This window comes from Nocardia anaemiae NBRC 100462 (genome assembly GCF_001612725.1).
Taxonomy (GTDB): Bacteria; Actinomycetota; Actinomycetes; order Mycobacteriales; family Mycobacteriaceae; genus Nocardia; species Nocardia anaemiae.
The window spans coordinates 38,221-50,893 of sequence record NZ_BDAZ01000070.1 but is presented as its reverse complement, the minus strand read 5'-3'; the positions used below and the strand labels follow the sequence as shown (position 1 = coordinate 50,893).

The window sequence follows — 12,673 nt, the reverse complement described above, 5'->3', positions numbered from 1 at the left end:
AATCAGATTGGAGTCATCATGACCATCCAGCCCACCGCAGTGCCGACGATCGGCACCCGATCGCCATCCGTACCCCGACGCGATATCAAGCTGTCGCTAGCAACCGGCCGCCCCATCCCACGTGAGTGGCTCCCTGATGTGCTTGCGCTCGTCGATGAACAGGAGCGCATCGGCGGCACCCGCGAGCCGGACACCCTCAGCCAGATGGAGGCGGTCGCGATGAGCAAAGGCATGCTGGCCGCCGAGGAGATCCGCGAATGCGGTGCAGAGCAGCTCGGCCAGCTGGTGGACGAAGCCGCCAGTATCAAGGGCGAAATCACCATCGTGCGAGCCGAACTCGACCGTTTGGATGAGCAGCCGGTCGCGGGCATGAACGGCGACGTCATCCCAGCGTCGGAGGCGAACAAGCGGATGAAAGCCGTGAGCACGACAGTCACTGAAGAGCGCGATGCAGGCAATGTAAACCATCGACGGGTGCCTGCTTGGCTGTCTCGGTATTCGACCTGGATAGCCGTGGTGGATTTTCCGGTGCTGTTGTACTTCGTGACACAGGTATTCAACGTCGATCTTGCCGGGCTGGCCTCCGGGGCCGGTTCAGCGTGGGGTGAAAGCCTGGTGCCACTGCTCACCAGTGTCGTCTTCGCGCTGCTCGGCACCGCGGCCGTCGCAGTCGGCCTGAAGTTTTTCGGCCAAGACCTCAAGGGTTACAAGAACGACACCGGACATATCCAACTGCCCGAGGGCAAGGCGCGCACTCTTCCCCTACTGTTCATCGGCTTGGCGGCGGCAATGGCAATCAGCGCTGGAATCGTGATGGCCTATCGGATCGTGACAGACAGCCTGGCCGCAGGCGGCAGTATCGTCAGCGCGACCGTCCTCGGCGTTTTCTTCGCGATCATCGTCGCCACAGTAAACATGGTGGTGTTCGCGGCGTACTTCCGAGATGGCTCGCCACAGACCGACGAGATCAGGCATCTGACCGCACAGCTCAAACCGATTGAACGGCGGCGAATGGAATTGCATCGCCAAATCGACGCTCTCACTGCGCAGTTGCCGCTACTGCGGCTGAAAGCCGAGCGGGTCTACGCTGCCACACTTGCCGCGATGGGCACGCCGATCAAGGGGGCCGACCAGCTGCGGTTGATTGCTAGGAGCTATCACCAGGGTTGCGGAGCGCAAGCACAGATCACCTCCCAGCACGGCCGTCCGAGCATCAACTTGACCGCTCCACACGTCGACGTCGACCGCTCGATTCTGGTTGAACTGATGGACCGACTCGATGAGCTGGTGGCCGGGGACGGCACGGCCACCGAGGGCAAGACACCCACGGCCGCGCCCAAGAATGCAGTGCTGGTGCCAGTGGCGCCCACCGAGGCGGACGACGCTAGCGACGACCTCGACGGGGAGTGGTGAGGATGAGCGGCGATTCACCCTCGGGCATGGCCGAGACGTTCAAGCGAGCCTGCGGGAGCATCCTGCTTGGTGTCGTGGCGATCTATTTCGCGGTCGCTCTGATCGAGTCGATGTGGCCGACGCTGACCATCGTCCTGGGCGTTGTCGGGATGATCGCGTTGATCATCGGCGGCATCATCGTCTACCGCAAAATGCGTGCCGGGTGGTGACTGAAATTTGGTCAACCTTTGACCCATTTCTATCTCTGGCAGGGCTATTCGCATCGGTGTCGTAGATTCTGCAATCTTCGTTGAGTTTCATGTAAGCGCGCCACATATTGGAATCAAGACCTTTGTGCGTAAGCGCACATAAGGCTCATGTATATGCGCAAGTCTGCGCAGTTCGCTAAGCAACGTAATTCGAAAAGGAGGACAGCTATGTCGAAAACAGGACGCCCCAATTACCGTCGAGGCGATCGAGAAGTCAAGCGCCGCAACAGAGGTGAGCGCCGGATCTACCTGCGAACCGTTCGGCGTGATCCGCCGGATATCGAGCTTCTCAGCAAAGCGCTGATCGCACTTGCATTGGCTGAGACTAACAAGAGCGAGATGAAAGATCGCAAGTCTGCTTCAGATGAAACGAATGGCAATAAGGAGGCTGGCCATGACAATGAGTAATCCAGTACCGGACCTTTCCGCCGACTCTCTGGTCTGGCAACTCCTATTCTGGCCCAGCCCGTTTCGCGAGAATGCCGCAATGAGCCTGCTTCGCCATTGGGCCGCACAGAAACACGCGCCCCAGTTGATCCTCGAAGCCCGCTCTACCGCTGATGGAGTCGAATACCTCGTCGGCAGCCAACTTCGGCACGTCCAAAATGTGCGCCGGGCGGTCGAGCAACTGGTATCCGGTGCGGTGGTGACACCGTTCGACACCCAGGAGCGTGACTCCATCGTCACCGCCCGACGACTGAAGCTGACCGCGACGGATTGGCCGTTGGAGCCGGTCGATCGAATCGCGTCGGCCCGCTCCATCCTGAGCGCGTTGACCGCCGTGAAAGGCACTGAGCGCCTGGTGATTCAAGTCGTTCTCGGGCCACGCCGTCAACCGATGCTGCCGCCGGTCGCCGGAGCGGACGGCGGGCATCAATCGATGGCCTCCAAGGTCTGGAACGGGCTGCTGCCCGACCGGCGCCCGAACGCTAAGCAGGCCATCGCCCGCAAGCTCGGCCAGCACGGGTTCTCGGCCATCATTCGCATCGGCGTCGAGGCCGGCACCGCGGAGCGACGGAAATCCTTGCTGCTCGGTCTGGCGGCGGCGATCGGGACGGTCGAGTCGGCGGGCGTGCACTTCAAGCTGGCAAGCGACAAGGCCGGAAACGTCAACGAACCCAGAGCAACATGGTCCATCCTCGCACCCGCCCAACCGCTCAGCGTGCCAGAGCTCAGCCATCTGCTGGCGTGGCCAGTCAGCGACCATGACGAACGCTTCCCCGGACAGCCACCTCTGCATCCAAAGCCAGTCCGACCAACCCCGACGCTTCTGTCCGGTGAGCGGGTAATCGCCGAGGCCAACGCGCCCGGCGTCTCCGGCACGGTCGGCTACGACGTACTCGACAGCATGCGCCACACCTGGGTCATCGGTCCGAACGGCACCGGCAAATCGACATTGCTCTTGAACCTGATCGTCCAAGACCTCCGTGCCGGGCGGCCAGTGGTGGTCATCGAGCCCAAGGATCTCGTCTCCGACATCTTGGCGCGTATCCCGGCAGAGCGGGCCGGCGACGTCGTGCTCCTCGATGCCCTCGATGAGGCGCCTGTGGGGATAAATCCATTGGCGCACAGCGAGGGCCGGACCCCCGAGGTGATCGCCGATTCGTTGTTCGGCACGATTCACGCCATCCACGGTGACCTCGGCCCGCGATCGGCCGACATCCTCCGAAACTCGTTGGAGGTGCTGGCGAAGCGCGACGATGCCTCGCTCACCATGCTGCCGCTGCTGCTGACCAATCCGGGCTTCCGGCGATCGCTGACCCAGCGGGTCATCCGCGACGATCCGTTCGCGGCCGGGCCGTTCTGGGCGTGGTTCGATTCGCTGTCGCCAGAGGCGGTGGACACGAAGATCGCGCCGCTCAGCAACAAGCTGCGCCCCTTGCTGACCAAGCAGCTGAGAGCTGTTCTGGCGCAGCGCAACCCGAAGTTCAACATCCGGCAGGTGCTGCAGGAGAACAAGGTGCTCTTGGTGCCCTTGCAGAAAGGGGTCATCGGGCCGGAAGCGGCGCAGCTGCTCGGGGCGATTATCCTCGCCGAGCTGTGGCAGGCAATTCGCGAGCGGGCCGGTACGCCGGAGGACGGCCGCACGCCGGTCATGGTCTATATCGACGAGGTGCAGGACTACTTGCGCCTGCCGACTGACCTCGGTGATGCGCTAGCAACGGCGCGCTCCCTCCGCGCTGGTTTCCACCTGGCACATCAGTATCAGAAGCAGCTGCCGCCCGCGATGCTCGACGCTTTCCGGAACAACGCAAGGAGCCGGATCACGTTCCAGCTCCAGGCAGGTGATGCCAAGGACATGGCCACCGGTCAATCCGTACTCGCACCAGAGGACTTCGGCGCGCTCCCCGCCCACCACGTCTACGTGAACCTGATGCGCGACAACACCGTCCAGCCGTGGGCCTCGGGCGTGACCCTGCCCCCGCCCCCGGAAACCAGCGATCCGAACGAAATCCGGCGCTTGTCCCGTGAGCGCTACGGCCAACCACTGGACGAGATCGAAGCAGGATTCGCCGAGCTGCTCGATCAGGTGAACGGCGATACGGACGGTGCGCCCCGGCGGCGACGGAGGCAGGCATGACGACGGAAAATTCGCGCGGCAGGAGCGGAAGCGACGTAGAAACTACATCTGTTGACGATATTCGTGCCGGTGTTCGTACCGCATCGACCAGCAATTCCCCATACGGGCCGGTCGCTGGCAAATTCGCAGCCCTGCTGGACGCGAATGATGGTGCCCATACGGGCACCACACCCGGTCGCACCCGCCGTCCGGTCCGTGACCTCTACGCCCTCGGCGAGCGACTCAGCGAACGTGATTGGTCGATCTTGCGGTCGGTGTCCGCGCACAGGTTCCTGACTGTGCCGCAGATCCAGACATTGCACTTTGGCGATCTACCCAAAGTAAGCGGGTTGCGGACGGCTCAGCGCGTTCTGGCCCGGCTGCGTCATGAACGGCTCGTCCAGCAGCTAACTCGCCGTATCGGCGGGCACCAGGCCGGAAGCAGTGGCGTTGTGTACTACCTCGATGACGTGGGCGAGCGACTGCTGCGTGCTGACACCGGCGCAAGCGCCCGCCGTCGCTTTCACGAGCCGACGAATCGGTTTCTCGATCACCAACTCGCCATCGCCGACGCACACGTTGCCCTGATACGGGCCGACCGCGCGAGACAGCTGGAATTGCTGCGCTGCGATATCGAGCCGACCGCTTGGCGCACCTATATGGGTATCGGCGGTGCGCGGTTGACCCTCAAGCCCGACCTGTATGCCGAGGCCGCCACACCACCCGACAGCGAGTACGTCGATACAGCGTTTATCGAGATCGACAAGGGCACCGAGAGCATCCCAACCCTGATCAAGAAGTGCCGCGAGTATGAGGTGTATCGCCGCCAGGGCATCGAGCAAGAAAGCAACGACGGGGCGTTCCCGTTCGTCATCTGGAGCATGAGCGCCGACACCGAGGCCAAGGCCGAGCGGCGACGCACTGCCCTCCGCGAAGCGATCGACCGTGACCGAACGCTGTCCGCCGCACTATTTCGCATCATCCCACCAGAACAGCTGATTGCCACCATGCAGAAAGGAGCCGAAGTATGAACGAAGACAACAGAATTCATTCATTCCACCCGACCAAGCGCTACCGCACCATCATGGCTGACCCGCCGTGGGACATCCTCCAGCGCGGCCACCGCGGAGCCTCTGAACACTACGATCTGATGACGGTCGAGCAGATCAAGGGCATGCCGGTCGCCAATCTGGCCGAGGACGACGCGCACCTGTGGCTCTGGGTCACTAACGGATCATGGCGGGCGGGCTACGACGTCATGGAAGCCTGGGGCTTCACCTACCGCTCGCCGCTCACCTGGGTAAAGCCACGCCTACAGCTCGGTCAATACCTGCGCAACATGACAGAGCACGTCCTGTTCGGCACCCGCGGGCATGCCCCGGTGAACTTTCGGGCGCAGCCGACCTGGTTCATCGCCCCGATCCAGGAGCACAGCCACAAGCCTGAAGAACAGTTCGCGATCATCGAAAGAGTCAGTGACGGCCCATACCTGGAGCTGTTCGCTCGCCGCCGTCAATCGGGTTGGGACGCATGGGGCAACGAGATCGACTCGGACATCGTATTGCCCGGTTACCCGGTGCCATCCGACAACAAGCACCCTCGCCACCCCAAAGCGACACCGCCTGACGTTGTGGACGGCCCCGCAGCTTGACAGCGCCCGCCTCGTCGGTGTCCTGCGGCCGTACCCGTAAGCACAACAAGCGCTTACCGGCCGCTCGCACCGAGGAGGAGCGATGTCCACATCTGACGGCGGCAAGGAAATCACCCTGGCTATCCGTATCGACACCGCGCGGCACGCCCAGCTCACCTGGATTGCCGAACTGCGTGGCAGCAACTTGAAGCAGGAATGCTTCAAGGCTGTCGATGCCTATATCGAGGCTGCCAAACAGGACCCCGACCTGATGGCACGGGCCAATGCTGCCCGCGCTGCCATCGAAGAAGAGGCACGGGCCAGGCAGGCAGCAATCGACAACCTGTTCACCGCCATCCCGACAGCACCACCTACTCAGGACGAGGAATCCGGGACCGATCCCACCGCGAACGTGGAGGGATCGGCTCAAGGTGGTCGCCGCGTTCGGGGCCGTCGCGGCGGACAACAGGCGGACGACGAACAAACGGATAGCTGAGCCCTGCTCAGGTGAAAGACGTCGGTCGGATAGTAGGTCGAGAAATCACCACCTCACTACTATCCGACCGACCTAAAAACCATGAGTTTCGAATGGATGCACGAATGGAAATAGCCCGGAAATTGTTGTGGAAATTGCAAATTAATTTGCGCACACGCACAAATGGAGTTATGCTTGGTTCTGTTAATTAATTGGGAGAATTAGAAGATGTCTTCACCGCGAACCAGTGAAGCCCAGCGGATCGCCGCGATAATACAGGAAAGACGCAAGGAATTGAGCCTTACGCGGAGTGGCCTCGCGCGCCGGGCTGGTCTTTCTCACACCACGATCATGCGTATCGAAGAATGTACTTTCGCGCATCCAAGTCCTCGTTCGCTGAAAGCCATTGCAGATGGCCTTGATTTACCGGTACGTATATTGCTGAATGCGGCTGGATGGATGCCGAAAAACGATAAAGTAACGAAACGGCCATATGTCGCCGTCGCTTACTACCATCTCTCGCCTGATGCCGCGAGAGACCTCTGCAATGCTATCGAGGAGACGGCAAAACGACACGGCGGCATCTTTGACACCTATCATCAAACAGTTGTTGATTACGACGGCAAGATCTCCCAAGCCTGAGTACTCATTCTGTTCTCAGCCAACTGCGCGTAAATAAGGTCGACCATGAAAGGAGAATTTTAAGGGCGGGCATCCAAGACAACCAAACCTGTGTAAAACGAGAAGTTCTATCGACTAGCGCACAATCAATGAAAGGAGTTCCAATATGTCAACGCCCACAGCACAGATTCATTTAACAGTCGGTCGCCCACGTGTACTGAAAAATGGACCGATCATTGTCCAGCTTCGATCGCTCGCCCCAAGGCGTAGCCTGACTTTCGAGCAAAGTCTGCGCGTAGCTATTCAGCAAGCAAACGCAGTTACCCGCGCTCAGCAGTCTCTGAAGTTGATACCGATCGAACTCATCAGTGGACTGCGTCGGGTCCGGGTAGAATACTCACGCGACCAACAAATCCCGCGTGCTAGCTTCTGGGATGTCATCACGCGCCAGTGGGTCATACAACTGCGGATGACGGATACGTGGAAGCATCACCGATTCAATATTGCTCACGAATTCAAGCACATAATTGACCACGGCCGAGAGGCGTCTCTCTACCCCGGTGAGTCGTCAATCTGCGCAGCATGCCGGAGCGAGGAAGCCGCCGACCACTTTGCGAAACACTTTCTTATCCCTGACCGTCTACTCCGGCGTGCCCAACATGCCGGCCACACTAACGTGGACGTGCTCGCCGACTTCTTTGGTGTTCCCGAAGAAGTGATGGCCGAGCGTCTAGATCGTAGCCCTCTCGGCGGTCGCCAAGTAAGGCGACTGTTGACGAAGTGCACACCAACGACGACTGAGCATACCGGCTTCCTTTGGAGGGCGGCGGCGTGAACGATTCCGAACTATTCACGCCAGCCGTACTATTCCTATCCGTCGCTGCACGTTCCAAAGCAGATCAAGCCGCTGGAGGCGAACCCATCTCGATCCAACGTCAACGCAATACAGGGCTGCGCATAGCGGATGAACGGCAGGTCGGCGTTGTCAAAGAGTTCGTAGAAGTCGGAACCCCCGCCACAAGCCTGCGCCAACGACCTGTGTTGCGCCGGATGCTTGCGTATCTCGAACGGCATCCAGATGTGCGCACTGCAATCTTCCCAGGGTTGCACCGTTTTTCGCGAAATTTCGAGTCCGGGCAACATCTCTACAACCGCTTACATAAGCTTGGAATCGACGTGATATTGGCATCCGGTGACATATCTACCTGGCGATCTCGTGCCAAGCAAAGCATCCCGCACAGCGTTGGGGTAATTGCAGCTATGAATAAACAGATGGAGGGATTGGCATGACAGATAGTACCTTGGAGACCATTAAGGGATCAGGGCAGTTCCAGCCGAAAATCGCGGTTTCCTATCCGCGCGTATCGACCAAGGAACAGGCTGAGCGGGACGGTGATCCAGATGGTTATTCACTGCCAGCGCAACGTGAAGCCAACAGGCGCAAGGCGACATCGCTCGGCGCGATTGTGGTCAAGGAGTTCCCGGAAAAGCTATCCGGAAAGCATGCTGAGTCGCGGCCAGCCCTACAAGAGATGCTAGCTTACATCAAGGAACATCACGTCGACTACGTGATTGTCCATAAGGTTGATCGACTGGCACGCAATCGCCTTGACGACGCTCAGATACATTTCGCTATCCGCGAGGCCGGTGCCGAACTTGTTTCGGCCACAGAGAATATTGATGAGAGTCCATCTGGCATGTTGCTGCATGGCATTATGAGTTCAATCGCTGAGTTCTATTCGCGGAACCTAGCCACCGAGGTTAACAAGGGCATGCAGCAGAAAGCCAGGACCGGTGGAACGCCGGGTAAAGCGCCACTTGGCTACCTGAACGTTCGAATCATCAACAGTGAGGGCGCCGAAGTTCGATCCGTCACGGTCGATCCTGAGCGTGGCATTCTGATCGCATGGGCATTCGCAGAATATGCCACTGGACGATGGACACTCAATAACCTTGCCGCAGAGCTTGAAGCACGAGGGCTTACTACCAGACCGACCCCCAAACTTCCCGGTCGGCCGATCCGTGCGAACTCTCTTCATAAGATTCTTCGCACACCGTATTACATGGGCGAAGTAGTCTTCAAGGGTGTACGGTACCCAGGACGGCATACTCCACTCGTTGATACAAACACATGGCAACAGGTACAAGATGTACTGAACTCCCACGCTGTCGGAGAGAAGCAGCGTGAGCATCCGCACTATCTCAAATCCTCAGTGTTCTGTGGTGGATGCGGCATGCGTTTGATTATTACGAATGCCAAGAATCGGTACGGCACCGTGTACCCTTACTTCATCTGCCTGGGTCGTCACCAGAAGTACAACGATTGCCAGCGGCAAGCAGTTTTGATCTCACGCGTTGAAACACTGGTCGAAGCTGAGTACAGCAACATCCAGCTTTCGACCGAGCTGCGCAAGCCGATCGAGGACGGACTGAGAAAAGAACTCGAATCGACACGCAAGCTTGCCGAAGTCCAACAGCGAGACTTCATGACTCAAAAGAAGCGACTGCTCGATCAGCGTGGTCGACTACTCCAAGCCCACTATGCTGGCGCGCTGCCGCTTGACCTGCTCAAGGAGGAGCAGGATCGCATCGCGCGCCAATTGGCCGAGGTGGAGACACGTCTGGAGTCCACCAACGCCGCCCTCCAGACGGTCGAGCGCAACTTACAAGCCGCGCTCGACTACGCAACCAACTGCTATGCCATGTACCGCAACGCCACCCCTCACATGCGACGTTTACTCAACCAGGCATTCTTCACGAAGATCTACGTCGAACAGGACTATGTGCGTGTTGACCTTGCAGAACCGTTCGACGCCCTGCTTGACGAGTCGCTGATGGTAACCGTCGAGGATCAAGCACTGAGCGCCGCGAGCGAGGAGGACCGCAAGGTGACGCCTGAGGGCGCGAAGCTGATGCACGTCATCCGCCAGACGGCGGCAGAAACGCCCGCACAGTACCGGGGCGCAGGCAACAAAAAACCTACGGCGGTTGCCGTAGGTTTGAATGAAACAACTTTGGTGCCCTCGGCAGGATTCGAACCTGCGACACCCGCTTTAGGAGAGCGGTGCTCTATCCCCTGAGCTACGAGGGCTGAACTGTGGTGCCGGGGGCACCGGTTGGGACGTCGGGGAGTCTACCGGGTCGGGGGCGGGTGGGCCGCATCGATTTGGTCGGGGCGTGAACGCGTCGAGGTGGGGCGGGGTTGACGTGGGTTGGGTTGCTGTCTGAGACTGTGATGGGCTCGGTCTGTCTGTGGAGTGGGCGGGCGTGCGTGAACGCGTGCTCGGAAATGCGCCGTGCCTTCGGCTCCGGAGATGTCGACCCTGCGGTCGCCTCTGGTGCGGAGTCGGCCTCCGTCAGGCGTCGGCCCCTGGCGTGAGGTCGGCTTCTGCCATCTGGTTCGGGGGCTTTCGGAATCCGACTGGATGCGTCAGGACCACTTGATGGGTCCACCGTCTTACTCGATGAGCTAATTGTCTCAGACGGTTGCGCCAATTGGGAGGGCGCTGGAATGGGCGGGGCGGTCAGGACTCGCCGTCGAACCCGCAATCAGAACCCGCCATCGAACCCGCCCCCGTCGAAACCGCCCCCGTCGAAACCGCCCCCGTCGAAACCGCCGCCCGAGTCGTACCCACCTTGATCGTCCGAGTACCCACCCTGATCCCCAGGGTCGTACCCCTGATCCGTCCCCGCCGCATCGAGCGCGTCCTGATACCCCTCGCCGTAACCACTTTCGAAGCCCTGCACGTCATACCCCACCCCGGACATCCCGGAGAACAGCGACGAGAACAGCAGTGCCGACCCCAAACCCCAAGCGCCGCCGATCAATGCGGGCCGCCACCACGGTTCGGAGTACCAGCCCGCGGGCACCGGTCGCCCCGCGACGCGCCCGCCTGGGTAGTAATTCGGCGTTTCTGTGGAGGGATTCGGCGATGCGGCGACCTCGCGGCCCTCGTATTCGACGACCCGCTTCTCGGTGACCCGCCCGGCGGTGTCCTGACCGTCCAGCGCCGGAATCACCGGACCCGGATCCATCAACATCGCGGTGCGCGCTGCCCGGATGTAGTACATCCCCTCGACCGCGGTCTGCTTCGCCAGCCGCGCCTGGGCGGGTGTGCGTGCCTGCTCGATCTGCGAGCCCGCCGCGATGTGCCGCTCCGAGGCGTCGGCGAGAGCCTGCTTCGCCGCCTCGTTGCTACCGCTGAGGTTGTAGACCTGACCCGCGAGTCGCTCGATCATCTGCCTGGCATCGGCGGCCGCATCCTCGAACTCGCGCGCGGCGCGTTGTTTGGTCTGCTGTGCCTGGTAGATGACGTAGGCCGCCGCCAGCAGGATCACAACGCCGATCAGTACCCACAGCATCGCTCGCGCCCTTTCGTCATCGACCCAGGTCACCCCGAGTTTACTGGGGGCTTGCTGAGACTCGGCTGAGCTTCGCGGCGGGTGGTGTCCCGCCGTGTCTATTGTCCGGCGAGCTGGCGGGCGATGACCAGACGTTGGATCTGATTGGTGCCCTCGAAGATCTGCATGACCTTGGCCTCGCGCATATAGCGCTCCACCGGGAAATCCTGGGTATACCCGTAGCCGCCGAAGACCTGTACCGCGTCGGTGGTGACCTTCATCGCGGCATCGGTGGCGATCAGTTTGGCGACACTGGCCTGGCGCGAGTAGGGGAGTCCGGCATCGCGGCGGCGGGCGGCGTCGAGGTAGGTCGCGCGCGCCGAATCCACGGCGGCGGCCATATCGGCGAGCACGAAACCGAGGCCCTGGTGGTCGATGATGTGGCGGCCGAACGCTTCTCGTTCCTTGGCATAGGCGACGGCGTCGTCGAGGGCGCGCTGAGCCAGGCCCGTCGCGACCGCCGCGATGCCGAGGCGACCCGAGTCCAGAGCACTGAATGCGATCGAAAGTCCTTGTCCCTCAACGCCTATCAGCCTTTCGGCGGGTAAAAAGGCGTCGTCGTAGGCGGCCGTGGTGGTAGGAATCCCGCGCAGGCCCATCTTCTCCTCGGGCTTGCCGAAACTCAGGCCTTCGGTGTCGCCGGGCACCAGAAAACACGAGATGCCGCGCGACCCCTCGCCGGTCCTGGCGAAGAGGGTGTAGAAGTCGGCGCGGCCGCCATTGGTGATCCACGCCTTCGAACCGTTGATCCGGTACCCGCCCTCGACCGCGGCGGCCCGACAGCGCAGCGCGGCAGCATCGGATCCGGCATGTGGTTCGGAAAGGCTGTAGGCGCCGATGGTTTCGCCCGACAGCATGGTCGCCAGCCAGCGCTGCTTCTGCTCGTCGGTGCCGAAGGCGAACAGTGGATGGCAGGACAGGCTGTGCACGCTGACCGCGACGGCGACCGCGGCCCACCGGCTCGCCAACTCCTCGAGCACCTGCAGATACACCTCGTAGGGCTGATCGCCGCCGCCGAATTCCTCCGGATACGGCAGGCTCAGCAGCCCTGCCGCGCCGAGTGCCGGGAAGACGCCGTCGGGAAACGTTCCGGTCTTCTCGGATTCGACCACGCGTGGCTCGAGCACCTTGTCGGCGATATCGCGAGTGAGTTCGATCAGGTCGCGGGCCTCGGGCGTCGGCAGCATCCGGTCAACAGGCATGTCACCTGTCTACCCGGTCGGTGTCGGGTCGTGACAGGGTGGTCGGGTGTGTCCAATTGGACACAGCTTCGCCGCCCACATCGCGCACAACGCACGCGCGCGCGTAAATGGCGCGTCGGCAAT

General features: G+C 61.2%; 12 protein-coding genes, 1 tRNA gene and 1 pseudogene. 11 read left to right on the top strand and 3 right to left on the bottom strand.

Annotation, left to right across the window (positions count from 1 at the left end; all coding sequences use genetic code 11):
* Positions 1-18 precede the first annotated feature (18 nt).
* From NA5_RS32745 to NA5_RS43345, 11 genes and pseudogenes are all read left to right on the top strand, one after another.
* Positions 19-1,413, top strand: a complete 1,395-nt coding sequence (locus NA5_RS32745; protein ID WP_157110767.1) for a hypothetical protein — start codon at positions 19-21, stop codon at positions 1,411-1,413.
* Positions 1,414-1,415: 2 nt separating this feature from the next.
* The gene (locus NA5_RS32740; RefSeq protein WP_062992895.1) at positions 1,416-1,622 is read left to right on the top strand and encodes a hypothetical protein; all 207 of its coding nucleotides are present in this window, start codon (positions 1,416-1,418) and stop codon (positions 1,620-1,622) included.
* A gap of 207 nt (positions 1,623-1,829) precedes the next feature.
* Entirely contained in the window at positions 1,830-2,069 is a 240-nt protein-coding gene (locus tag NA5_RS39800; RefSeq protein ID WP_084484608.1) for a hypothetical protein, read from the top strand.
* Entirely contained in the window at positions 2,056-4,242 is a 2,187-nt protein-coding gene (locus NA5_RS32735) for a type IV secretory system conjugative DNA transfer family protein (RefSeq protein WP_062992894.1), read from the top strand. Before NA5_RS39800 ends, NA5_RS32735 begins: the two co-directional genes overlap by 14 nt.
* 254 nt (positions 4,243-4,496) lie before the next feature.
* The gene (locus NA5_RS32730) at positions 4,497-5,252 is read left to right on the top strand and encodes a replication-relaxation family protein (RefSeq protein WP_062992923.1); all 756 of its coding nucleotides are present in this window, start codon (positions 4,497-4,499) and stop codon (positions 5,250-5,252) included.
* Positions 5,249-5,872, top strand: coding sequence for an MT-A70 family methyltransferase (locus NA5_RS32725; RefSeq protein WP_062992893.1), 624 nt, complete (start codon positions 5,249-5,251; stop codon positions 5,870-5,872). Before NA5_RS32730 ends, NA5_RS32725 begins: the two co-directional genes overlap by 4 nt.
* Before the next feature lie 82 nt (positions 5,873-5,954).
* Entirely contained in the window at positions 5,955-6,347 is a 393-nt protein-coding gene (locus tag NA5_RS32720) for a hypothetical protein (protein ID WP_062992892.1), read from the top strand.
* Between the two features lie 207 nt (positions 6,348-6,554).
* Positions 6,555-6,968, top strand: coding sequence for a helix-turn-helix domain-containing protein (locus tag NA5_RS39795; RefSeq protein WP_084484607.1), 414 nt, complete (start codon positions 6,555-6,557; stop codon positions 6,966-6,968).
* A gap of 145 nt (positions 6,969-7,113) precedes the next feature.
* Entirely contained in the window at positions 7,114-7,782 is a 669-nt protein-coding gene (locus tag NA5_RS39790; protein ID WP_084484606.1) for an ImmA/IrrE family metallo-endopeptidase, read from the top strand.
* Positions 7,779-8,237: a recombinase family protein gene (locus tag NA5_RS39785; RefSeq protein WP_169811400.1), complete on the top strand. Its 459-nt coding sequence runs from the start codon at positions 7,779-7,781 to the stop codon at positions 8,235-8,237. Before NA5_RS39790 ends, NA5_RS39785 begins: the two co-directional genes overlap by 4 nt.
* Positions 8,234-9,316, top strand: a pseudogene (locus NA5_RS43345) (recombinase family protein); the annotation flags it as partial. The gene NA5_RS39785 and the pseudogene NA5_RS43345, both read left to right, overlap by 4 nt.
* A gap of 646 nt (positions 9,317-9,962) precedes the next feature.
* Here the strand turns inward: NA5_RS43345 and NA5_RS32705 are convergent.
* The 3 genes from NA5_RS32705 to NA5_RS32695 form a co-directional block, all read right to left on the bottom strand.
* Positions 9,963-10,038 (bottom strand) — tRNA-Arg (locus tag NA5_RS32705).
* Between the two features lie 458 nt (positions 10,039-10,496).
* Positions 10,497-11,309 (bottom strand): glycosyltransferase family protein, encoded by an 813-nt coding sequence (locus tag NA5_RS32700; protein WP_371856474.1) that lies wholly within the window; start codon positions 11,307-11,309, stop codon positions 10,497-10,499.
* Positions 11,310-11,407: 98 nt separating this feature from the next.
* The gene (locus NA5_RS32695) at positions 11,408-12,550 is read right to left on the bottom strand and encodes an acyl-CoA dehydrogenase family protein (protein WP_062992889.1); all 1,143 of its coding nucleotides are present in this window, start codon (positions 12,548-12,550) and stop codon (positions 11,408-11,410) included.
* Positions 12,551-12,673: the final 123 nt, after the last annotated feature.

Excerpts from the sequence above, each read along its gene's own strand:
- NA5_RS32720 (WP_062992892.1), top strand. The coding sequence starts at position 5,955 with ATGTCCACATCTGACGGCGGCAAGGAAATCACCCTGGCTATCCGTATC.
- NA5_RS39800 (WP_084484608.1), top strand. The coding sequence starts at position 1,830 with ATGTCGAAAACAGGACGCCCCAATTACCGTCGAGGCGATCGAGAAGTC.
- NA5_RS32725 (WP_062992893.1), top strand. The coding sequence starts at position 5,249 with ATGAACGAAGACAACAGAATTCATTCATTCCACCCGACCAAGCGCTAC.
- NA5_RS39790 (WP_084484606.1), top strand. The coding sequence starts at position 7,114 with ATGTCAACGCCCACAGCACAGATTCATTTAACAGTCGGTCGCCCACGT.
- NA5_RS32700 (WP_371856474.1), bottom strand. The coding sequence starts at position 11,309 with ATGCTGTGGGTACTGATCGGCGTTGTGATCCTGCTGGCGGCGGCCTAC.
- NA5_RS32740 (WP_062992895.1), top strand. The coding sequence starts at position 1,416 with ATGAGCGGCGATTCACCCTCGGGCATGGCCGAGACGTTCAAGCGAGCC.
- NA5_RS39795 (WP_084484607.1), top strand. The coding sequence starts at position 6,555 with ATGTCTTCACCGCGAACCAGTGAAGCCCAGCGGATCGCCGCGATAATA.
- NA5_RS32695 (WP_062992889.1), bottom strand. The coding sequence starts at position 12,550 with ATGCCTGTTGACCGGATGCTGCCGACGCCCGAGGCCCGCGACCTGATC.
- NA5_RS32735 (WP_062992894.1), top strand. The coding sequence starts at position 2,056 with ATGACAATGAGTAATCCAGTACCGGACCTTTCCGCCGACTCTCTGGTC.
- NA5_RS32745 (WP_157110767.1), top strand. The coding sequence starts at position 19 with ATGACCATCCAGCCCACCGCAGTGCCGACGATCGGCACCCGATCGCCA.